This is a genomic window from Ignatzschineria larvae DSM 13226 (genome assembly GCF_038500265.1).
GTDB lineage: Bacteria > Pseudomonadota > Gammaproteobacteria > Cardiobacteriales > Wohlfahrtiimonadaceae > Ignatzschineria > Ignatzschineria larvae.
This window is the reverse complement of the sequence record NZ_CP150637.1, coordinates 837,118-861,620: the sequence shown is the minus strand read 5'-3', so window position 1 is coordinate 861,620 and position 24,503 is coordinate 837,118. Positions and strand designations below refer to the sequence as shown.

At 39.5% G+C, this 24,503-nt stretch carries 18 protein-coding genes; 9 read left to right on the top strand and 9 right to left on the bottom strand.

From position 1 onward, the window contains the following. Positions 1–49 precede the first annotated feature (49 nt). Positions 50–1,210: a molecular chaperone DnaJ gene (gene dnaJ / locus WMO13_RS03705; RefSeq protein ID WP_026879163.1), complete on the top strand. Its 1,161-nt coding sequence runs from the start codon at positions 50–52 to the stop codon at positions 1,208–1,210. Positions 1,211–1,546: 336 nt separating this feature from the next. Here dnaJ and WMO13_RS03700 read toward each other — a convergent pair whose 3' ends face one another. Then, positions 1,547–2,803 carry a multidrug effflux MFS transporter gene (locus tag WMO13_RS03700; protein WP_026879164.1) on the bottom strand — a complete coding sequence of 419 codons (1,257 nt, stop codon included), beginning with the start codon at positions 2,801–2,803 and terminating at the stop codon, positions 1,547–1,549. A 540-nt stretch (positions 2,804–3,343) separates the two neighbouring features. On the opposite strand from WMO13_RS03700, the gene cysS reads away from it, so the two are divergent. The 7 genes from cysS to WMO13_RS03665 all read left to right on the top strand — a co-directional run bounded on the left by cysS (position 3,344) and on the right by WMO13_RS03665 (position 12,426). Continuing rightward, complete coding sequence (gene cysS / locus WMO13_RS03695; protein ID WP_026879165.1) at positions 3,344–4,708, top strand: cysteine--tRNA ligase; 1,365 nt, start codon at positions 3,344–3,346, stop codon at positions 4,706–4,708. Continuing rightward, on the top strand, positions 4,705–4,980 hold the full coding sequence (locus tag WMO13_RS03690) for an HP0495 family protein (protein ID WP_026879166.1): 276 nt from the start codon (positions 4,705–4,707) through the stop codon (positions 4,978–4,980). Before cysS ends, WMO13_RS03690 begins: the two co-directional genes overlap by 4 nt. A 202-nt stretch (positions 4,981–5,182) precedes the next feature. Continuing rightward, entirely contained in the window at positions 5,183–6,253 is a 1,071-nt protein-coding gene (gene aroC, locus WMO13_RS03685) for a chorismate synthase (protein WP_026879167.1), read from the top strand. Between the two features lie 77 nt (positions 6,254–6,330). Further along, positions 6,331–8,007, top strand: coding sequence for a hypothetical protein (locus WMO13_RS03680; protein ID WP_026879168.1), 1,677 nt, complete (start codon positions 6,331–6,333; stop codon positions 8,005–8,007). Positions 8,008–8,506: 499 nt separating this feature from the next. Continuing rightward, positions 8,507–9,892 (top strand): flavin-containing monooxygenase, encoded by a 1,386-nt coding sequence (locus WMO13_RS03675; protein WP_026879169.1) that lies wholly within the window; start codon positions 8,507–8,509, stop codon positions 9,890–9,892. 184 nt (positions 9,893–10,076) lie between these two features. Then, complete coding sequence (locus tag WMO13_RS03670; protein WP_026879170.1) at positions 10,077–10,577, top strand: L-2-amino-thiazoline-4-carboxylic acid hydrolase; 501 nt, start codon at positions 10,077–10,079, stop codon at positions 10,575–10,577. 421 nt (positions 10,578–10,998) lie between these two features. Then, a complete protein-coding gene (locus WMO13_RS03665) occupies positions 10,999–12,426 on the top strand; it encodes an APC family permease (RefSeq protein WP_026879171.1) in 1,428 nt (475 codons plus the stop codon). A 290-nt stretch (positions 12,427–12,716) separates the two neighbouring features. Here WMO13_RS03665 and WMO13_RS03660 read toward each other — a convergent pair whose 3' ends face one another. From WMO13_RS03660 to WMO13_RS03650, 3 genes are all read right to left on the bottom strand, one after another. Beyond that, positions 12,717–12,866, bottom strand: coding sequence for a hypothetical protein (locus WMO13_RS03660; protein ID WP_156923278.1), 150 nt, complete (start codon positions 12,864–12,866; stop codon positions 12,717–12,719). A 106-nt stretch (positions 12,867–12,972) separates the two neighbouring features. Beyond that, positions 12,973–14,805, bottom strand: a complete 1,833-nt coding sequence (locus WMO13_RS03655; protein ID WP_026879172.1) for an SLC13 family permease — start codon at positions 14,803–14,805, stop codon at positions 12,973–12,975. Between the two features lie 442 nt (positions 14,806–15,247). Continuing rightward, complete coding sequence (locus WMO13_RS03650) at positions 15,248–15,829, bottom strand: isochorismatase family protein (RefSeq protein ID WP_051396265.1); 582 nt, start codon at positions 15,827–15,829, stop codon at positions 15,248–15,250. Between the two features lie 107 nt (positions 15,830–15,936). Here WMO13_RS03650 and WMO13_RS03645 point away from each other — a divergent pair. Continuing rightward, positions 15,937–17,009, top strand: a protein-coding gene (locus WMO13_RS03645) for an IS3 family transposase (RefSeq protein WP_342386822.1) whose coding sequence is annotated in 2 segments (ribosomal slippage) — positions 15,937–16,198 and positions 16,198–17,009 — 1,074 coding nt in all. Because the reading frame shifts where the segments join, the coding sequence is not laid out codon by codon here. Between the two features lie 152 nt (positions 17,010–17,161). Here the strand turns inward: WMO13_RS03645 and WMO13_RS03640 are convergent. The 5 genes from WMO13_RS03640 to trpB all read right to left on the bottom strand — a co-directional run bounded on the left by WMO13_RS03640 (position 17,162) and on the right by trpB (position 24,461). Next, entirely contained in the window at positions 17,162–19,792 is a 2,631-nt protein-coding gene (locus tag WMO13_RS03640; RefSeq protein ID WP_026879089.1) for a DEAD/DEAH box helicase family protein, read from the bottom strand. A gap of 2 nt (positions 19,793–19,794) precedes the next feature. Continuing rightward, positions 19,795–21,744, bottom strand: coding sequence for a DNA methyltransferase (locus WMO13_RS03635; protein ID WP_026879090.1), 1,950 nt, complete (start codon positions 21,742–21,744; stop codon positions 19,795–19,797). A 230-nt stretch (positions 21,745–21,974) separates the two neighbouring features. Next, on the bottom strand, positions 21,975–22,211 hold the full coding sequence (locus WMO13_RS03630; protein WP_026879091.1) for a hypothetical protein: 237 nt from the start codon (positions 22,209–22,211) through the stop codon (positions 21,975–21,977). A gap of 236 nt (positions 22,212–22,447) precedes the next feature. Continuing rightward, positions 22,448–23,275, bottom strand: coding sequence for a tryptophan synthase subunit alpha (trpA, locus tag WMO13_RS03625; RefSeq protein WP_026879092.1), 828 nt, complete (start codon positions 23,273–23,275; stop codon positions 22,448–22,450). Position 23,276: 1 nt separating this feature from the next. Further along, entirely contained in the window at positions 23,277–24,461 is a 1,185-nt protein-coding gene (gene trpB, locus WMO13_RS03620; RefSeq protein WP_026879093.1) for a tryptophan synthase subunit beta, read from the bottom strand. Positions 24,462–24,503: the final 42 nt, after the last annotated feature.

The window sequence follows — 24,503 nt, the reverse complement described above, 5'->3', positions numbered from 1 at the left end:
CAAAATTTAAAAACATTTAGATAATATCAAAAAGTAAGGACAAGCATTTATGGCAGAACGGGATTATTACGAAGTATTAGGTGTTTCTAAAACAGCAACACAAGATGAAATTCGTAAAGCTTACAGACGGTTAGCGGGAAAATATCACCCAGATCGTAATGCCGATGATAAAGAAGCGGCAGAAGAGAAATTCAAAGAAGTACAAAAAGCGTACGAAGTACTCTCAGATGAAGAGAAAAAGGCTGCTTATGACCGTTTTGGTCATGCCGGTGTTAATGGCCAAGCCGGCGGATTTGGCGGTGGCGGACAAGGTGGATTTGGTGGCTTCGAAGATATCTTTGGCGGTAATGGTGGCTTTAGTGATATCTTTGGTGACTTCTTCGGCGGTGGTCGTGGTGGCGGCGCAAGTAGTGGCCCTCGGGCTTACCGTGGAGATGATATTGGCTATCAACTCGACATCACTCTTGAAGAGGCGGTATTTGGTACCACTACTCGTATTACAGTTCCTACAACAGTTCACTGTCACTACTGTAATGGTACAGGCGCTGCGGAAGGCTCAGAACCTGTTACCTGCCCAACTTGTCATGGCGCTGGTCAAGTGAGAGTATCTCAAGGGTTCTTCTCTGTACAGCAGACCTGCCCCGACTGTCATGGTCGTGGTAAGAAAATCACCAATCCATGTAAACATTGTCATGGTACCGGTAATGTGAAGAAAAATAAAACTCTCGAAGTCAAAGTACCTGCGGGTGTGGATACCGGTGATCGTATTCGTCTATCGGGTGAGGGGGAAGCCGGTGAAAACGGCGGACCTAACGGGGATTTATATGTGCAAATTCGCGTGAAAAAACATGCGATCTTCACCCGTGAAAATGAGAACCTATACTGTGAAGTGCCTGTGAGTTTTACAACAGCAGCTCTCGGTGGTGAGATTGAAGTACCCACCTTAGATGGTCGAGTGAATCTCAAAATCCCTGCGGAAACACAAACTGATAGAACTTTCAGATTACGTGGCAAAGGCGTGAAACCTGTCCGTGGAGGGATACAGGGCGATCTTTACTGTACTATCAAAGTTGAAACACCCGTTAAACTCAGTAGTGATCAGAAGGAGATGCTACGCAAATTTGGAGAGACGCTTGGGGAGAATCACGCCCCTAAGCAAAATAGCTGGCTCGACAAGGCTAAGCGATTTTTCGAAGACTTGGGTAAATAGCGCCAGCGAAAAGATACAAAAGTGGATACGCCACCTTAAAGATTGGTGGCATTCTCACACACAATGATAACGATATTAAAAACGCATTTCAGCTGTGAAATGCGTTTTTTAATACCCATTTTTTAATGCTCTCGCTTTTATCGTACGATCGATTCAAAATAAGCGTATTTAAATGCCGGCGCATCGGTTGTAATAAATAAGGAAAATGTTCTATCCGGCATCTTGCAAGTGTTGTTTAGTACGCTTTTATGTCTTTTGAAATCCCACAATAGCTGCTGAAAAACCATTTTTCTTAAACCAAATTTACTATAGTACCCTTGAGTTCTCATTACGAATCTAATCAGCAACCTCAGATTTTTGCGTGATCTTATCCTCCTGTGCAATATCCACACTACTCGCACTGGGTAACTCTTTCCAGGGTTGAAATAGGAAGAAATAAGCAATTGCACCCAATAATCCTGAAACACCCATAACGGTTGTGAGCATCGATTGATCTTTCATTACAATAGAACTTGCGACAGCACCGACAAAGAATTGCGTCGCAGAATTAAGTGCCATTGCAGCGCCCGCACGATTGTAATTAAGCTCAATAATTTGCGAGATAATGTTATTCCCAATAAACCCTGACACACACATGAGCATAAAGGTGGAGAAGAAGAATCCCCACAATGAGCGGTCACCAATTAAGAGCATTAAAATACCGGCAAGACTAATCCAAATGAGCCCAAAGATTGCCAATGCGGCAATATTAAATCGGCGAAGTAAAACGATATTCATAAATGCGCTAATGATCACACCGACAATATTGAGGCCAAAGAGCAAGCTAAATTGAAATTCTGATAAACCGTAAGTCCCTTGATAGAGATAAGAGGATCCGGTGACATAAGCAAATACCATTCCTGCCGGCAATGCACAGCCAAGCATCGCACCTAATGAGCGGCGATCTTTGAGAATCAAATAATAGTTATAAAATGTCCCTTTCAACGTGATGTAAGGACGATCTTCTTTTTTATAAGTTTCAGGTAAAAAGAAAAAAGTTAAGAAGAATGCCAAAGAACCAAAAAGCGTCAATACCCAAAAGAGTGCACGCCAGTTATTAAAAAATTTCAGAACCATAACGCCAACTAAAGGCGCTAAAAGTGGTGCAATCATCATAATGACCTGCACTACTGACATCATGACCGCAACCTGTTTACCTTTAAAAACATCCCGTATTACCGCACGCCCTACAACCATACAAGCTCCAGCCCCTATCGCCTGTAATAGGCGTAATACTTGTAGACTCTCTACATAAGAGATCAAGGTACTCCCAATACTCGTCAAAGAGTAGACAACCGCACCAAAGAGGATAATATTCCGCCGGCCATATTTATCCGACAGTGGCCCATAAAACATCATGCCGATACATAGACCGATCAAGAAAAAGGTCAACGTCTTTTTGACTTCCGCATCTGTTGTCGCTAACCCCTCTTGAATTTGTAGAAATGCCGGTAAATAGAGATCAATCGACATCGGCCCAAATGCGCCCATTAATGTAATAATAATGACAAGCAATGGAACTTTAGGAAGCTTAGTAGGTGTATATATCGCCATAGAATCAGTGTATTCCCTGTGAGTACTATATTAGTAATTTGTAATAGATATTTATGGTTATCTATTGTAGTAGGCATTTGCAATCAGTATTTGTAATAGGTATTTATAGAGGCTATTTGTATCAATTCTGATAATATTAAGTAAGATCGGTTCAAAATAAACATTATTTAAATGCCGGCGCATCGGTTGATCGAGGCAAGGAAACTCTTCTATCCGGCATCTTGCAAGTGTTGCTTAGTAAGATTTTATATTCTTTTAAAATGCCATGCTAGCTGCTTAAAAACCATTTGCCTTAAACCCAATTTACTACAATTATAAATATCTCAAAACTAGCAGCGCTTAACGTACTGACTATTAAACCCACTTTGATCAAGCAACTAGCCTGTAGAATTGTAACATAGCTCCGAATCAAAACTAAATAATCGCTAAATGGAAGAATTTCTACCCTTTACATACCATTACCCTATGAGATGCGCTAGAATAACTGCTTTAGATATCCTTGCTTCATATTGATCGAAATTTAGCGATAGAGAGTAACCTATGATTCAACTATATAATAGCCTTACACGACAAAAAGAGACTTTTGTTCCCCTCGAAGAGAATCACATTAAAATGTATGTCTGTGGAATGACTGTCTACGATTATTGTCATATTGGTCATGCGAGGTCATTAGTGGCATTTGATATGATTAATCGTTATTTTCGCCACAAGGGCTATCAAGTGAAATTTGTCCGGAATATCACCGATATTGATGACAAAATTATCGCCCGAGCACAAGAGCGCGGTATTACTATTCAAGACTTGACGAGCGAATTTATCGATAAGATGCACGAGGATTGTGAAGCGCTCAATATTCTATCACCTGATAGTGAGCCTCGAGCAACAGCGCATGTTGAAGGTATGATCACTATGATCAGCAAATTGATGGATAAAGGGCTAGCCTATCGTGCTGATAATGGCGATGTTTACTATCGTGTCCGCGCTTTCAAAGAGTATGGGAAATTATCGAATCAATCCATTGATGAGCTGCGCGCCGGCGAGCGTGTCGCCGTAGATCAATTTAAAGAAGATCCCGTTGACTTTGTACTTTGGAAGCATGCGAAAGAAGGCGAACCTGCTTGGGATTCACCATTTGGCCCTGGCCGCCCCGGTTGGCATATTGAATGCTCTGTCATGAGTGAAGAAGAACTCGGCATTCATTTTGATATTCATGGCGGTGGTATGGATCTCAAATTCCCTCATCATGAGTGTGAAATTGCCCAATCAGAAGGCTGCCACGATGAGAAGATGGCTAATTATTGGATGCATAATGGCTTTATCAATATTGATAATGAGAAGATGAGTAAATCGCTCGGCAACTTCTTTACCATTCGTGAGATTTTAGAAGTCTATCCGGCAGAAGTCCTGCGTTTCTTTATTTTAAGCACCCATTATCGTAGTCATATCAACTACTCGAATGAAACGATTACCCAAGCAGGTAATGGTTTACGTCGACTTTACACTGCACTCAGCCATGCTCCTGAGGAAGTCCCTATGCTACCAGAATCCCATCCTTTACTGGATAAATTCTATGCAGCAATGGATGATGACTTTAATTCCGCGCTTGCCATCTCCATATTATATGAAGCGGCAACAGCCTATAATAAAACTCAAGATGCCATTTATTATACAATCCTTAAAGAACTCGGTGCAGTATTAGGGTTACTACAACAAGATCCAAAACAATTTTTACAAGGCGATACGGAAAATCTTACCATCGATATCGATGCCATGATTGCCGCACGTAATCAAGCAAGAGCCGAGAAGAATTGGGCTGAATCAGATCGTATTCGGGATGAACTCGCAGCGCTCGGAATTGCCCTTGAGGATAAAAATGGCCAAACAACATGGAGAAAAATATCATGATTAATCCAGAAACTGGTGAAGCACTCGTTGAATTTCCCTGCCACTTTGCTTTCAAAGTGACCGGTGAAAATACCCCTGAATTTGAAGAGACCATTATTGCGTTGATGACTGAGGTTGATCCTAATCTCGATCATGATCGAATCAAACGCAATTTGAGTAAAACGGGAAAATATCTCTCTTTAACGATTGATGTTTATGTCACTGAGCAAGGACACATCGATAAAGTCTATGAATTACTCAAAGATGAGAAACGTGTTCTCTTTGCAATTTAGTTTCATAAGAGAAGGTTCATAAGGTTAAAGTATCTGAAAATCCTCGGCTGTTACCCGGGGATTTTTTATGCTATAAGAAATGCTATAAACGGAATCGAAAACGGTCAACAGCAATAGTTAACTACTGATAACCATTGGAATATTGGATCATTTATCATACTATAACAACATTCAGAAAATTATCACAAGCGAGGGAAAATCTATGTCCGGCAATAGTATCGGTCAATTATTTACAGTTTCTACGGCAGGCGAAAGTCACGGTCAAGCGCTCGTCGCCATTGTCGATGGTTGCCCTGCCGGCATTGAAATTGACGAGGCAATGTTACAAGTGGATCTTGATCGTCGAAAACCTGGTCAATCACGCCATACGACACAGCGCCGAGAAGCCGATCGTGTCTCTATTCTTTCAGGGGTTTTTGAAGGCAAAACGACCGGAACTTCCATTGCGCTTTTAATCGAAAATGAAGATCAACGCTCGAAAGATTATAGTAATATTCAAAATCTCTTCCGCCCAGGACATGCTGACTTTACCTATCACCATAAATATGGCTTTCGCGATTATCGTGGCGGAGGACGCTCTAGCGCTCGAGAAACGGCGATTCGTGTGGCCGCTGGTGCTATTGCTAAAGCGGCACTCAAAAAGCTCTTTAATACGGAAATTTATGGCTACCTCTCCCAATTAGGTCCCATTAAGCCGAGCACTTTTGATAAATCAGCGATTGAGAATACCCAAAATCCATTCTTTTGGCCTAATTTGCAAGATATCCCTGAACTTGAAACCTATATGGATCAACTGCGTAAATCAGGCAATTCTATCGGCGCGAAAGTGACGGTGATCGCTGACAATGTACCTGTCGGCTTAGGTGAACCTGTATTTGATCGTTTAGATGCTGATATTGCCCATGCATTGATGGGCATTAATGCCGTAAAAGGGGTTGAAATTGGCGATGGTTTTGATTGTATTGAAGCACTTGGCACCGAATTTCGCGATGAAATTACGGCTGATGGTTTTCTCTCTAACCATGCTGGCGGTATTTTAGGCGGAATCTCTTCAGGACAGCCTATTATTGCCCATATAGCGCTCAAACCTACTTCTAGCCTGCGGTTAGAAGGACGAACGATTGATACTGATGGTGCTGAAACTACCGTTGTCACACATGGCCGACATGACCCTTGCGTGGGTATTCGAGCAACGCCGATTGCTGAAGCAATGTTAGCGATTGTACTACTTGATCATGCCTTAAGAAATCGTGGGCAAAATGGCGTACAATAAGCAACTATTACAAGCAACAGGGGCATTTATGTCCCTATTGATTTATCAATCTTGATTAACTTATAAAAGGAATTAATATGCGAATATATCAACGGAAGCCATTGATAATTCTCTTATTGCTATTTTCATTTTGCCTCTCTAGTTTTGTACCTCTGACCTTTGCGAATGATCTCGCAAGTGATCAACGTGCTGAAAAACTAAATAATATTGAGTTAAAACTAGAAGATATTAGTGAGCGAAAAAAAGCACTACAAACTCAACTGAAAGATAGCAATCTTTCCGAAGATGAAAAGACGGATTTAACACAACGCTTACAGACACTCAATAATCAAAGTAAAGATTTCAATGCACTCTTTGAACAGACCGTACTAGGCGGCATAGATCTCACCCTCTTTCAAGAACCCGCTGCCGAAGAACCCACAACAAACCTCAATTACAATTGGCAACAAGAGGTTTTACAAATCCTACAACCATTCTTTGCACAAATGCAGAGAATGACAGAAAAAGCACGAACACGTGATCAATTAATTGAAGAGCGCAGAGAGCTCAATAAGAAAATTGAACTTGCCAATAATGGTATTGCGACGCTCAAAAGTATCGATCAAGCACAACTCAGCCCTCAATCAGTAAAATTAATCACTAAACTTGATGATGAATGGTTAGATAGACTCAAATCAATCGAACATCAAAAAAATATCGTTGATCTTAAATTACAAGATTTAACCGATAACCGTAGTTTCTTTCAGAAATTTACCGATAATCTTTGGAGCTTCATCAAAAATGAAGGGCTCGCCATTCTTATTGCGATCGTCGTTTCTGTAGGATTTTACTATATTCTCAGTCGCTTAATTTTAATATTTACCCGTTATCAGCAACAAGATAAAAGTCGTGTCACTAATTTTAAATGGCGCTTGATGTTGCTTATTTTCCAAGCTTTCAATCTTATTTTCTCGGTCTCTATTTTCCTTGTCATTTTACACACAAGTGGCAATATTATGCTCTTTGGGATTGTCGGATTAATCCTCTTAATGCTAGCGATTAGTTTTCGTACAAAAATTCCAAGCTATCTTAATAAATTGCGCGTATTCCTCAATCTCGGACAAGCCCGTGAAGGTGAGAGAATTATCTATAATGATATTCCTTGGGAAATTACTAAGATCAATCTCAATAACGTTTATCTTACCAATCCACTCCTTGATAATGGTAAATTACGGGTCACGATCGATCTCATTGATAAGCTCTATTCCCGGGAAACAGTGAATGATGAACTTTGGTTCCCAAGCCGTAAAGGCGATATTCTCTTATTGCCGGATAAACGTATTGTCCAAGTTCTGCGCCAAACGCCGGAGTCTGTCTACCTTGATCATGATGGCTCTACCATTGTGATGGGTACTGGGGAATTTTATAAACTTAAATTCAGCAATCTTTCGCGCGGCTATAGCTTAACCCTCAACTTTACTCTCGAAGATACGCCAGAAGCACGCTTAGATTTTGAGGATGTCAAAGCAAAAATGCAAGACGGGATCTATGCTGAGATGAAATTAGTTGATGAAGCATTGCCGGCGATGATTAAGCGAATAAACTTCAATATTCGCCAGCTCATCAGTAGCAATAGTACTAGTTATCAAGTTGTTGCTGAGATGACGCAACATTCAGCGAAACATTACCTCAAAGCCAAAGGTGCGCTCAATCGCGCAATTATCCACACAGCAAGAGATAATGGTTGGTCTATTCTACTCACAGAGAATATTTGATCATAATAATTAAGCGAATACTCTAAATGCCATTAGAGATCTGATAAAAATGTAATGATTGCGGCTTTACCCTCAATTATTGCTCAGATCTCTAAGCGGACCATCATTATTAACCTAATAAAATGAATCCTAATGAATGGTGTTATTTTATTAGGTTTTTTGTTAGCTAAAGCTTTTTTGTAGATTTATTGTAGTTTTGTCTATCTTGCCCATTTTATTGATGAATTATTGATGAATATTACCAAAAAATATCTGAATGAATGATTTTATAAAAAACATCATTCTCTGGAACCTGCCTAATAGAGCGCTCTCTCAGACTACTTTGAATCGAAAAATAGAATTATCTTTTTTATAAATAAATTAAATAAATAATAAAAAATATAATAAAATAGCTTTTTTATTGTTTTTTCATAACATAATTAAAAATAAAAATCAATATTGTATTTATAAATTATTTTCGTTAGGGTTATAAAGGTGTTTGACAACTGAAAGGAACCCTATGAATCAAAAGAAAAAGATTGCAATTCTAGGTGCAGGTCCAAGTGGACTAGCACAACTTCGAGCTTTTCAAGCGCTTAAAAATCAAGGCCAGGAAATCCCCGAAATTGTCTGTTACGAAAAGCAAGATGATTGGGGCGGTGTATGGCGATATAACTGGGAAACGAGCGTGGATCATAATGGTGAACCAATTCATGGCTGCATGTATCGTTTCCTTTGGATTAATGCACCAAAAGAAGCCTTAGAATTTGGGGATTATACCTTTGATGAGCACTTCAAAGAGCCGATTCCCTCTTACGTACCCCGAGCGGTACTTAAAGATTACATTGTCAGCCGAGTCGAGCGCGATAATATTCGCGACTATATTCGCTTTAATCATGCCGTTCGTTGGATTGAATATCTTCCGGATAATGAAAAATTCCGCGTCACGGTCATGGATCATACACAGGATCGACTCATCACTGAGGAATTTGATTATGTTGTCTGTGCCACAGGCCATTTCTCAACCCCTTATCTACCACGAGTGGAGGGGCTAGAAGATTTTTCAGGTCGCGTGATTCACTCTCATGAATTTAGAGATGCCCGAGAATTTAAAGATCAAGATATCCTCATCGTCGGTAGTAGCTATTCTGCTGAAGATATCGGTACTCAATGTTACAAATATGGCGCAAAATCGATCACTTTTAGCTATCGCACTAATCCGATTGGGCATGATTGGCCCCCTCATTTTGAGGAACGTCCGCTATTAATCAAAGCTAAAGGTCGTACCGCTTACTTCAAAGATGGGAGCCATAAAGATTTTGATGCTATTATCTTCTGTACCGGTTATCGTTTTAACTTCAATTTTTTAAGCGAAGAGATTCGTCTTAAAGCCAAAAATAGTATCTACCCTGCCGATCTCTATAAAGGTATTTTCTTGATTGATCACCCGAAGATGATCTACCTCGGCATGCAAGATCAATACTACACATTTAATATGTTTGATACCCAAGCATGGTATGCACGGGATGTCATCATGGGGCACATTCAGCTTCCAAGTCGTGAAGCGATGCTCAAAGATAGTCAAGCTTGGATTGAAAAACTTCAGCATTGCCAGACATCTGAAGATAATATTGATTTCCAAGCATCCTATATTCAAGACCTTCTAGAGGCGACTGACTATCCTGATTTCCACGTCTTTGAACAAGGACTCATTCTTAAATCTTGGCAACAAGATAAGAAAGAAGACATCATGGGCTTTCGTAATAAGAGCTATAGTTCAACCATTACCGGCACGCTAGCGGCTTGCTTGCCGAAGCCTTGGATTGAGATTATGGATGATTCCTATAAATCATTTATGAAACAAGAATTTATTCCCGCAGAAGAAGATGCATTAGAGTCGTCTTAAAAAATGAATTCCTAAGTAATACGACAAAAGAGTGTAGCTATCCCCTACGCTCTTTTTACTAAATCGAGAAAATAAAGCTTGCTATCCCGAAGAGTTTAAATACATACTAAACATACCTTTCAACAATATTTAGCTCAATGCTTTTTTAAAAGTATTGATATATCATAACGATAGGATATTAATAATGAGCAAGCAGAATAACGATAATATGGGAATTCTAGAGAAACGTCGCATTGAAGCGGCGATCATTAAACCCATTTATGAAGTGATGAAACGAGAACTCGGCCAAGAGAAAGCACAGTCGATCATTGCCGAAGCGATCAAGCAAGATGCTATCAATCAAGGCAAGACAATGGCGGCTAATACCCGCTCTTCTTCCTCCGGCGAACTGCTACCTACCTCTATCGCAACGTTAGTTGCCATTCAACCGCTCTGGACCAAAGAAGATGCACTAACCATCGAACCGGTAAGCCAAAGTGAAGAACACTTAACCTATCGAGTAACCCGTTGTCGTTATGCAGAAATGTATCGTGAAATGGGATTAGAAGAGATTGGCTATCTGCTCTCTTGTAATCGAGATCTCTCTTTTATCGAGGGATATGCCCCGGATATTACACTTGAAAGGCCACATACCTTAATGCAGGGCGATCACTATTGTGATTTCCATTACCAGGTCAAGTCATAAGCGCTTTAGAATGAAACTTTTCGAATTAAAATTTTTGAATGAGCATATTTTGCCAAATAGGCAATTTTTATTGCGCTTTTTATGATCTATATTCCCCTTTTGCGCAGGCGATATGAGCAGTCAACAACGCATTCTATTAGGATCAATATAATTATCTTGCTGATAGCTTTCACATTTTTTCAATCAGTTAACACGCTTTTTTAACTTATTTTGCCTAAAAAATATTCAAAAAAAGAGAAAAAGGTGGCCATCTCAAAAAAAAAGTGTAAAATTCCCCGAACCTCAGAAAAGAAATGAGGTTTTTTTATGGGGCTTTATACTTAAGTACCTGTATTAACACAAGGGGGCAATAATTCATCTGAATTAACGCGGCTAATTTATCTCTCTTAACATGCCATTTGAGGCTGGGGGAAATAAACTTATGTTTCATCAAAAAAAAGCGTTATCTCCTAACGCATCTTTCACACCTTCTTCACCTGCAAGATTACAAAAGACACTTGTGCTATGGCAACTGATTATGATCGGTCTTGCTTATATGCAGCCAATGACTGTCTTCGATACCTTTGGTATCGTCAGTGATGATACAGGTGGCCATGTACCAACGGCTTATATTATTACCTTGATTGCAATGATGTTCACTGCACTCAGTTACGGTAAAATGGTACGTTACTATCCTTCCGCAGGTTCTGCTTATACCTACGCGCAACGTTCGCTGAATCCAAACCTTGGATTTGTGATCGGTTGGTGTACGATGCTTGATTATCTATTTAATCCGATGATCAATATCTTATTAGCAACCATCTATCTTAAAACCTTAATTAGCAGTGATATTAGTATCTGGTTCTACGTTGTGCCTTTAGCCATCGTAATGACCTATATTAACTATCGTGGCGTTGAGCTCGTTGCGAATGTGAATACATTAATCGTCTTCTGCCAGTTGCTTCTTATGGGAATCTTCTTAGCCTTAGTGATTAAGGGTCTAATGTTTGATGGTGTCGGTGCTGGAACTATTACTAGTGTTGAACCATTCTTTACACCGGATATGCAAATTGGGGCGGTTGCTGCCGGTTCGGCGATTCTCTGCTTCTCATTCCTAGGTTTTGATGGTTTAAGTTCATTATCAGAAGAGACCAAGAATGCGGCAAGAACGGTTCCACGGGCGATCTTCTTAACAACCTTTATCGGTGGTTTGATCTTTATCGGTATGACCTACTTTATGCAGCTCTACTTCAAAGGCTACGTATTCCAAGTACCTGATGAGAGTCAGCCGGAAATCCTCCTCTATGTAGGCGAGCAATCTATTACACGCTTTGTTGCCAAAACATTCTTACAATCTGTAGGTCTTTGGTTAGCGGTATTAGCAGTGTGTGCGTCAGGTATTGCGGCGCATACAGGGGTTTCTCGGATGATGTATGTAATGGGTCGTGATGGTGTATTACCAACTAAGATCTTCGGTTATATCAACCCTAAATACAAAACACCTTCTATCAACATCATTATCGTTGGTGTGATCTGTTTAACAGCAGGGTTCTTTGACCTTAACTTTGCCCTTCACTTAGTGAACTTCGGTGCATTAACCGCTTTCTTCTTTGTGAATCTCTGTGTGGTTGTTCAATACTATATTCGTGATAAGCAACGTTATAGTGTTAATAACAATATTCAGTACCTCATCTTCCCATTCTTAGGAATGGCATTCATCAGCTACCTGTGGTATAGCCTTGAATATCAAGCGCTTGTCATCGGTTTAGTCTGGGCAACCATCGGTATTATCTACCTTGCATTTGTAACACGTGGCTTTACTCAATATCCAAAAGAGTTCTTAAGCCGTTCACGTGAACCTGATGCATAATCGATGGATTCTGTTTAAATAACAGATGCAGTAACATCAAAAGGCCTCTTAATAGGGGCCTTTTTTCATTTCCACGTGAAAGTAATGGGATCACAAAAATACTATCTCAACACGAAGCACCAACTGCCGGCGCGCGATTGTGACAAGAGCGAGATCATTCGCCCCGGCGATGCGCCTACCTTCTTACCCTGAATCATTCCCAATCAAAGCTGATTCCCGGCGGGATCGAATGCTTACCATTCCAGATCAATCCAACGTCCGCAAGTGAGCGATTGACTCATCTCTCAACATTAACGATCTCTGAACTGATTGCCTGTCAGTACGAAGTAGTAGCATTCCCTATTATCGTAACTTGAAATGCCACAACTGCCGGCGCGCGATTGTGACAAGAGCGAGATCATTCGCCCCGGCGATACGCCTACCTTCTTACCCTGAATCATTCCCAATCAAAGCTGATTCCCGGCGGGATAGAATGCTTACCATTCCAGATCAACCCTGCGCCCGCAAGTGAGTGATTGACTCATCTCTTAACATTGTAACAATCAACTATAGCGGGAATAAAATAGGAATAAAGAAGACCGCAATTGCCATTACAATGAAAACAAATGGCACCCCAATTTTGATAAAGTCCCCAAAGCTATAACGTCCTGGCGCTACGACTAAAGTATTTACAGGGGAAGAAACAGGGGTCATAAAGGCTGCTGAAGCCGCGATCGCAACTGCCATTGCAAAGGGATAAGGGGAAACGCCTAATGCCGAAGCAGTTTGAATTGCAATCGGTGCTAAAAGAACTGCCGTTGCCGTATTTGAGACAAAAAGCCCAATAACCGCCGTAATGCCAAAAAGCATCGCTAATAGGACGCGTGGACTTGCATCCCCACTCATATCCAGTAAAAATTGAACAGCTAAGTCAACACCGCCGGTATTTTGTAGCGCAACGGCAAAGGGGAACATCCCGACAATCAAAATAACGCTCTGCCAATGAATTGACTTATAAGCACTATCCATCGTAATACAACCAAAAGCACCCATTAAGAGTGCGCCGAAGATCGCTACTAATACTGTCGGGAAAACCCCTGAAATCATTAAGGCTACCGTAATCAAGAGCGCAATAATTGCATACGGTGCTTTCTCCATTGCCGGCGCAACTTCATCAATCTCTGCCGGAATAGTTAATACAACGAAGTCATTTTTCATCGTCTGTAATTGCCGAATCGCACGCCACATCCCGACTACTAATAGGGTATCTCCCCGTTTGAGCTTCTCATTCACAAGCTCATTCTCTAGCACTTCCCCTTGCCGCTTAATTCCCATCACATTAAGACCATATTGGGAACGGAAAGCACTCTCTAAAACGGTTTTATCAATCAATTTAGAATCCGGATGAATAGTCACCTCAACCATACCGATCTCTCGGGAATGCTCATTAAAGTAGCTACTCATCAATGGTAGAGAAACCAAATTGAATTTCTGCAAGAAAAGGTTCACCTGCTCAGGATAGAAGAAATCAAATAAGAGCACATCATTCTCTTGAATAACCCGGTCAGGAACGGCATCGAGCACTACATTGCGAAGACGATTTAAACGACGTTCTACGGCGATAATATTCGCGCCGTGCTCTTCCCGCAGATGCATCTCTGATAGCCGTTTACCAATCATGGGCGAGCCTTTCCCCACTTGCGCCCGATAATTGCGTCCTTTGAGCCCATATTCTGTCGCTAAATCATCGAAATTAATGCGAGTATGCCCTGTTGTTGCCGTATCACTGCTCTTTTTCCCCAATAATCGACGAGCAAAGAGCATATAGATAATGCCCACTACTAATACAATCAGTCCGATCGGTGTAAATGAGAAGAATTGAAAAGGTGCGTGCCCCGCTAATTGTAACTGCCCTGAAACCACAAGATTCGGCGGTGTCGCCACGAGCGTTAACATCCCACTAATCAGACCGGCAAAGCTCAAAGGCATCATCAAACGCCGGGTATCTGCTTTCATCTTCGTAGCAACACTTAATAGAATCGGAATGAAAATCGCCACAATGCCCGTTGAACTCATCACAGAGCCCAAAAATGCGACAGAGAGCATTAGGAGTAAAATGAGCCTTGTCTCACTATTTTTAGATTGTTTAACCAACCAATCGCCAACCCGAAATGCAATGCCGGTCCGCACCAAACCATCACCAATCACGAAAAAGACGGCTACCACAATCACACTGCTGTCACTAAAGCCGGCAAGTGCCTGATCTAATGTCACACTGCCGGTCAATGGCAAAGCTAATAACGCACAAACTGCAACCACATCCATTCGTGGCTTATTGAGCATAAAAGCCACAACTGCCATAAATAGCAATGCTAATACAATCATCAATTCATAATTCATCTCAATAGCCCTCGACTGAGAAGAGTGGTAATCAATAGTTTAGTTTCTGATAAGAATTTTATTAGAAAAATCATCAATAATATTGCACATATTATTGTTTAAATCATTTGTGATTCTACCTTATCTCGGATTTTTATTAAGTTTATTTTCAAGAGTCAATTAGAAATTTTATCTGGAAATTTCATCTGAATATTTTTCAAAAACTCAATGCTCAATCCTCACTGATAAATGCCAAGCAATGACTGAAATTATCTCTTATCTATAGGCAACGATATAAGAAAAAATCCCGATTAGATCCCTAAGCCTATACTCTGCACTTATGGATCTTATCAGGATCTATTTTTACAATAAATTTTGTAAATTATGATCAATACGCACGTTATTTCAAGCCATTATCGATCACTACTTAATTCATTGATGAATCGATTCGTTGATGAATTAGCTACTTAATCAATTTACTAATTGTCTTAAATTGTGGATGTTCAGCACTCCCCAAAAGCTCAAATAGACACATCTCAACACTCGTTAAATCAGCGCCTAATTGCATCATCTTATTCAGCGCAATTTCTACGCTCTCTTCCACGCGCGAACCTACCGCATCTGCAACCACTTCAACAGCAAGATCCTCCGCTAAAAGATCCTGTACCGTCTGATAGACACAGATATGCGCTTCAATACCCGCCACAATAAAATGGCAATGTTCTGCGGTATATGGCGCTAATGCTTGTTGCATCGCTTCTGTTTTACAGCCACTAAAGCTCATTTTATCAATGGGTTCAATACCTTTCTCTTCTAATAGCGCTTTAAGCTCCGGCACTGTTCGACCCAGTCCACGAGGATATTGCTCAAGCCAAATAATCGGTATCTCAAGTGCAATGGCCCCTTCCACTAGAATCGTTAAATTCCGTAGTAGTTGTTCTTGCTTATTCATCACTCTCAAAAGTTTCTCTTGTACATCCACTAAAACCAACACTCTTGGATGATCTTCGTGGCTGTGGTGATCGTGTTCGTGATGTTCGTGCATAGCTCACTCCTCTATTCATTAAATGAATTGCAACTGTAATCCTCCCTAAAAATAATACCGACTATAAGTAGAATTTTCTCGTATTATTTACTTAGGAGAAATTAACTATGAAAAAATCAAAATTCACAGACACACAAATCATGTCAATCTTAAAGCAGAATGAATCAGGCGTGAAAGTGACCGATTTATGTCGAGAGCATGGGATTAGTTCGGCGACATTTTATAAGTGGCGTTCAAAATATGGTGGTATGGATGCCTCGATGATTACTCGCTTAAAAGAGCTAGAAGCTGAGAATGCAAGGCTCAAAAAAATGTATGCTGAAGAATGTTTAAAGTCCCGTATCCGCCAAGAAGCTTTAGAGGGAAAGTGGTAAAGCCATCTCAACGAAAAGAGATGGCTAAAGCTGTTTTAAAGACTCAAGATATCTCCATTCGTTTGGTTTGTGAGATATTTGGGATTAGCAAAACGGCTTTTCACTATCAGGCCAAAGCCTCTTCCGAAAACAGACTCATTGAAACTTGGTTACTGAAGTTAACTAAAGCTCATAAGCGTTGGGGTTTTGGTTTATGTTTTGATTATTTGAGAAATATTCAAAAGTTCCGATGGAATCATAAACGAGTTTTAAGAGTTTATCGGGAATTAGAGCTTAATCTCAGAATTAAACCTAAAAAACGAATCATCAGAAATTGCCCCGAAGCATTGGGATTAGCGACAGATATTAATCAAATATGGTCGATGGATTTTATGTCTGACAGCTTGCAAAATGGACGTTATTTCCGAACTTTTAATGTGATTGATGATTATAATCGAGAAGGTCTTTGCGTGGATATTGATTTTAGTTTACCGACAGAAAAAGTGATTCGCTCCTTAGAGAGAATTATTGAATGGAGAGGAAAGCCTGCAGCGATTCGATGTGATAATGGCCCTGAATATATTAGCCAGAAATTAATTGATTGGGCTAATTCAAAGAAGATCACTCTGATCTATACTCAACCGGGGAAACCCACACAAAATGCTTATATTGAGCGATTTAACCGCACCGTAAGAGAGGAGTTACTATCGAATTATCTGTTTGGAACAATCAATGAAGCACAAATTTACTCCACTAAATGGCTATGGAGTTATAATAATGAAAGACCCCATTCAGCCATTGGATCTGTGCCACCGTGTCAACTTTAATAAACCAAGAGAAACCTTCTACTTTTAAATAGCCCTAAAAAGGGGAGGATTACACAACATAGTAAGGTTAAAGATCCATTCTAACGAATCCCTGCCTACAATTGGGAAATATTGGCAGGATTTTTGATTTTGATGATGAGTATAACTTAACCTTAAATCAGCGATATATCTTCTAATGGTTTCCCATCGTAGAGTTTAGCTTCAAAATCCTTAATAAACTCATCACGCTTGCTCTCTGCAAAGAATCGAATACCGACTAATCTTACATCCTCATTTTCATCTAAGATGATGAGATCTTTACGATTAATCGTTTCTAGCATTCTCTCTTTCCAAGCATCATCTAGTAAGCGGTCATCCCCTTTAGGCTCTAAAAATACTTGATAATAAGCATTATCCTCAATACCCGTCATAATTAAGATGAAATCAGGCATAAAACCTCTCACGCCGTTAAATTCTCTCAATTTAAAATCAGATGATTGCTCATCATTACGGATAAGATAAATATCACCATATTTATCTTTCAGCTTGCGAATAAACTGATCTATCAAGGCGACTAGTTTATGTTCTAACTGGTTTAAAATAGCCTGATCAAATACATACCATTTTTTGCCTATCGTGGATTTTGCTTCAATCTTCTGATTAGCATAGGTTGCAGGATTCATATCAATAAATGTACTGTAATCCTTCACAAAGTCTTTTAATGGCTTACTGGTAAAGCGATAAGTCCCGATGACTTTATTAAAGTTACGGCGAATATTATCCGCGATTCTTACTAAGACCGTCTCTAATAGTTGCAGCTTCTCTCTTGCCGGTAAATCTGCAAGGGAAACCTTAAGAGGCAATTTTACATTGATCGTTAAATTACCTAAATAATCGGTACTCGTAATAAATTCCCGCATACTCTCAAGCATCGGGAAGTATGTTTGTAAGTTTTCAAAGGTGAAGAAATTAATCTTCTGTAGTGCTTTATAAAAATATCGCTGATCCAATTGCAGTGCTTCAGTATGAGTCAACTTATCTTCATTTTCTGCTTCATCTTCAATGTGATCTAATGAAATCTCTTGAGCCGTCTTATAACTCACTTCAAAATGTTTTTCTAAAGAGTAGGAATCCCAATTTCTAGCACTGTTATCTATATCGATGACTTCATTATAAAAAAGTTCACCTGTTTGATAGATTTTTGATTTTTTAAACTCTTCTTTCAATTTCGCATGTTCAACTTTCCCCAAGCCATCGAGATGCGCTACGATATCCGCATTATCTAGCGAATTATGCAATGTTTTAATATATGACGGCTCATTGATCGTATGGTAATGAAGCTGTTCTAAAATCGCTAAATCACTCACACTCGTATCAAAACGGCGGGTGTAGCTCTGCTCACCTTGATAAGTAAATGGATAATATCGCGCACCTCGTCCAATCAATTGCGCTTCGCTATCTGTTCCATTTTTCGTATTAGAGGCTTTTTCACTGATTCTGACAATATCATAAAGGTTCAAGACATCCCAACCTTCGTTCACTTTCGCAACCGCAAAAATAGCGCGAATAGGATTATCAATCTCTTCTAACGTATTTAATAAAACAGGGTATTCTTCTAGCAGATCACTCTTATTGACATTTAACAGATTCATCTCATTAAAATCATCGATAATTCCCCCAACAACAGGGATCAAATCACTTTGTAGATAACGATCTATTACTTTATGCCAAATACTAGTAGAAGAGCTTAGTTGCATTCTCTTCTGTGTTAAATGCTCTTTAACTTTATCCGGCGTTAAAGATTCAATCATTTGAATAAAGTCATCTTGTTTTGCCTTAGAGACAGCAATCTGATTAGATTTAAACAAAATAATCGGTTTAAATTCTCTAATACCATGATCGAATGCAACCATCTTACGGTATTGGCTCAACAACACCGCATCTAACATTTTCTCGTTATCTTCTTGGTTTGCTTCTAATAGCATTACCTTTTTAGAATAACCATCCATCATAAATTGTTTAAGATCATACTGATAAACGATCTTATCTTTATATTTCTGATAGATCTCTCTATTCTCTAAATTAATGGTAGCTGTAAATTCCAATAATCGGTTTTTAGGCTGTAAAGCAAGAATAGAATCAATAGTTCTTTCCCATGTCAGCTCCTCATACTCTTTGCTATTTTTGGCTTTTCCTTTGGCTTTCGTTTCAGCATTGAAGTGGTGCGCCTCATCCCCTAATAACACTAATCGCTGTTCTTTTAATTCATCAAAGGTAATACTGTTCTCTTTGGGATTATTCAATTCATCATGAATTTTATGAATCGTGGAGAGCTTTAAATAAATCGTATTGTCATTGGGAACTGCCGGAAATGTTTCTACCGGCTCAATCGTGATTTTTTCACCTTCAATCTCGATATCTTGGCTGAATAAATATTTAGAAGATAACGGATTTAAGAGATTCTCTTTAGTCTTTTGAATAATCGCATCGGTATGAACAAAGAAGATAAAGTTTTGATAGCCATATTCTTTAAACATATAAAGAATAGCGCCCGCCATTACCATTGTTTTACCCGCACCTGTTGCCATATTAAAAAGAAGATGCTTATAACGAACATCCGCTTCTGGATTATTTTGGGCATAATGCAAATAACGCAATGCTTCATCCTGATAAGGGCGTAATTGGTCTTTTAAATTATCCTTAACATAATTAGGGACTTCGTAGTTTTCAGAAAATAACCCTAAACGGTCAAACTCTTTAAACTGGTTAAATAGTAGATCCTTATTGATTGGTTTCTTTGCCATGATTAATCCTTCTCATAAAAACTACGATTAAAGGCTTTATCTGTTTCTGAAATATACAATGTTTTATCATTGATTTCAGAAAGGCTTACATATAACTGATTCTTATCGAGTAATTCAATCAATAGCTTTTTCTGTTCATGAAGCTCTAATTCATCAAAGCTTACTTTTCTTGGCATTCCATCCATTTCATAAGCAGTTTTTAATACCTTATTGAGATCAGCATGATAGTTAAGATGTGCATTGACTTTCATTTCTTCAAGAATTGACGTTAATGCTTCATAATCCTGCGCCTTTTCAATTTCATGGATAAAGCGATAATTAAGCTCCATCAATTCCACATAGACAAAACTTCCACCACCTTGCCACTCAACATCTTTAGAAATTCCACCTTGTTCACCTTCAATCACTTTTTGTAATCTTGGTACGGTAATCTCATTGATATAATCCATCTGCTCAATACCAATATATCTACGCCCCATTTTATGCGCGACTGCCGCTGTTGTTCCACTGCCTAAGTGGAAGTCTAAAATAAGGTCTGTTTTTACAGTGCAGTATTCTAATATTTTTTCAATTAATGCTTCCGGTTTCGGATAAGAAAAGTCTTTATTATTAAATAATCCTACTAATTCATCATTGCCTTTTCTATTGGTAAGATTATTTAAAAAGTCATCCATTGTCTTATTCAAAAACTCGCTAGATACATATGCCTTATTAAAATCCTCTCCTTTCAGTTCTATTTCTTCAGATAAGAAAGTTCTCATTGCTGGAATCTTAATATTCAGAAAATCATAATCTCCTGGAAATACAATTTTATTTTTTTCTAAATACGATTGAACAGTATCAATTGTAATAGCCCAAGATCTATTAGGATTAACAGGATATTCCTCCTGATTCTTAGGATTTACTAATGTAAAATCAGATTTTGGTCGCTCTACTATTGTTCTCTGCGTTGTTAAATCAGATAAGCGCCATTTATCGTTTGGAAAATCAGGCGATTCATAATATTTTCGTTCAATCGTTCTTTTGAATAGCGATTTTTTCGTATCCGAAGATTTGGTATATGTTAATAGCCAATCATAATCTTGTGATAATTTATAAGGTACATCAGATTTTCCATTTCTTGTTTTTCTTGGAATTGTAGCTATAAATTTTTCTTCATCAAAAATAGAATCCATCAAAATCTTCAAATAATGAACTTCATCATCACCAATATGAACAAAAATCACCCCATCATCACTTAACAAATCTCTCGCAACTTCAAGGCGATTTTTCATGAAAGTCAGCCACGTAGAACGATTAAAACGATCATTATATTTAAAGCTATCATTCCCAGTATTATAAGGTGGATCAATATAGATAAGTTTGACTTTGCCGGCATAGCGCTCTTTTAAAGAGTGAAGTGCAATGAGATTATTGCCTTTAATGATCAGGTTATCTTCATCGCTAAAATCAGTAATATTCTCTTCAATGCCCTCTTTGGTATAGCGCTTTGTCTTGGTAAGCACTTTGGGAGCAAAAAGACGATCAATTTCATCGCGGGCAATCACTTCATTGTAATAGATCTCATCTTTACCTTGATCCTCTTTGGTCATGCCACCTTCAAGTACGCAATCTTTAAAAGGAAAATCTAAAACGACATCGCTATTGTAGTTAAGATATTTCCCTTCACTCGTTAAACCAATGGTATTGCGGTATTTAGTAAAACTGTCGTACCAAAACTCTTTATATTTCAAGAGGTTTATAAGCTTCTCAAAATCAAAGAGTAAAACTCCCTCGATCTCACTGCTGTAATTCTCTTTGATCTTGTCATTATTAATGAGTGCTTTGATCAGAGCTGGTTCCTTTTGATTAATCGCATCAATCACTAAAGAACGGTGTAACTTCTCCCCATCCCAAAATTGAGGAAATGCTTTTAAAACGCCATTGAGTGCTTTGATTAATTCAGTTTCCATGTAATACCTTTATTTAATTTCTGCTTTATTATAGGTAGAAATAGTACTAGATAAGTAAGGTTTTATCTATAATGTTTAGAAAGTGTTCCCAATAATTAACCTAAAACCTTCTAACAAATAATCTCCTATGACAAACAACAAAAAAGTACCACTCTCTCGAATGGTACTTCTTACTCAATGCTTGTTGTTCTAGCTTGGTAGTAATAGCGATCAGTCTGAGATCAGTTTAATTACTCTTGGCTGTTCGCTTCTGCGGCTTTTGCTTCTCGCTCACGGACTCTTTTGCCCTTTGCCATCTCTACTTCTTTGTGATAGTGGGATTGTAAGCCACCTTCTGGAATGAAGTAAGTGACCTCTTCTTCCACAATCGCTTGTTGATCTTCATAGAGCATAATAAAGGGCATTGTGATCATATAGATTAAGCCCGCAACTAATACGATAAAGAGTAGATAGACTAATTTATGCATTGAAAATACCTTTGTTTTGCTGAAGTCTCAAAATGAATCTAGCAATACTAGATTGAAAAGGATCTAAAAATAAGCACGCTATTTAAGAATCGTAGATTATACGATAAATTCCTTCTTAAAGGGAATATCTCTTAATCCATTACTCAATTTCTGATTCTTTCAGTTTGTAAACCTCTCCTTTTTTAGATCCTTTTGTGATCACTCTTATCATCTCTATAATCGAACAAATCGCATTCTTAAGCAGGTTTCGTAGCCGATTTTAAGCTGGTGACAAATTCTGCTAATGTCGGCAATAATGTTGCTAGATCCGCACAATGCGCCTCTTCTTGATAGTGAGTTCGAATCAATTTCACGATCGCTGAACCACTAATCACGCCCTCAATGCCGAGCGCAAGATAATGCTCCGCTTGTGCTTTTGTGGCAATACCAAAGCCTTGAATAATCGGGGGTGCGCCGGCTTTTTTAAGTCTTGCAATATTATCTGTGGCATCACTGAGTAATGCTTGATCAACGCCTGTCACGCCGGCACGAGAGACAAGATAGGTGTAACCTTCCCCTTGCGCTGCAATGCCTTCGATCGTTTCATCAGTGGCATCGGGCGGGCAGATAAAGATCGGTGCGATATTGTATTTCCGAGCCTCTGTTACAAAAGGCTTAGCCTCCCGTAGCGGGACATCGGCGACTAATACGGAATCTACGCCCGCCTCTTGGCACGCTTGATAAAAAGCCGATAATCCTTTGGCATTTATCAAATTGGCATACATCAAAAGCCCGATAGGAATATGCGGATGACGTTCGCGAATGATCTTGAGTAACTCAAAACTTCGTGCCACACTCATTCCATTATCCATCGCCCGGAGCACAGCGGTTTGAATCTCCGGCCCATCGGCAAGCGGATCAGAAAATGGAATGCTTAACTCTAACGCATCTGCGCCGGAAGCTACTAATTGATCAATAATCGCTAACGAATCCTCAAAGGTAGGATCGCCCAATACGACAAAGGGGATAAAAGCTTGTTCCTGTTTTTCGGCTAACTGCTGAAAGCATTGTTGATAGCGATTCATATTATGCGCGCTCCTCTAAAATTTTATGTACCGTAAAGATATCCTTATCTCCTCGACCTGAGAGATTGACCACTAATAATTGCGCCTTTTCTGGCTCTGCGTGAATCATCTTCAGCGCATAAGCTAAAGCGTGAGATGATTCTAACGCCGGCAAAATTCCTTCGTGTCTAGCGAGTTGCTGGAATGCATCGAGCGCCTCTTCATCTGTGACCGACACATATTCTGCTCTGCCGATCTCATTTAAATGAACGTGTTGTGGCCCTACGGACGGGAAATCAAGTCCTGCTGAAATTGAGTAAGACTCTTTGATCTGCCCTTCCTCTGTCTGCATCAAGTGGGATTTCATTCCAAAATAGATTCCCGGCGTACCATATTTGAGGGAAGCACCGTGTTCGCCGGTATGAATCCCTTTACCTGCTGGTTCAACACCGATTAAACGAACATCACTCTCCGGGATAAAATCCGTAAACATCCCAATGGCATTAGAACCACCGCCAATACAGGCAATCACCGCATCAGGTAAGCGCCCTTCGCGCTTGAGAATCTCCACTTTTGTCTCTTCACCGATCATCTTCTGAAATTCCCGTACAATCGTTGGAAATGGATGCGGACCCGCAGCAGTTCCTAAGAGATAATGGGTCGTTTTATAACTTGCAGACCAATCTCTCAGCGCCTCATTACAGGCATCTTTTAGCGTACCTGAACCACTGGTAACCGGAATCACTGTTGCACCCATTAGCTCCATCCGAAAAACATTCGGTTTTTGTCGCTCAATATCTTTTGCGCCCATATAGATTCGGCATTTCATATTTAAAAGCGCACAAGCAAGGGCTGTGGCAACGCCGTGTTGACCGGCACCTGTTTCGGCAATAATCTCAGTTTTCCCCATTCGTTTCGCTAATAGCGCTTGCCCTAATACTTGGTTCGTCTTATGCGCGCCACCGTGCAGTAGATCTTCTCGTTTGAGATATAATTTACTCGCTGTCCCTGCCGTTAAATTACGGCAAAGGGTCAAAGCCGTTGGACGACCGGCGTAGTTTTTCAGCAGATCCATCAATTCTGCCTGAAATTCCGGATCTTGCTGGGCTTCAATAAAGGCATTTTCTAATTGATCAAGAGCGGGAATTAATAATTCCGGGACATATTGCCCACCAAATTCACCAAAGTAAGGATAGAGTTGTCTCATTGTTATACTCTCTTTAATAATCGTTTTTAGGAATATCGTTTC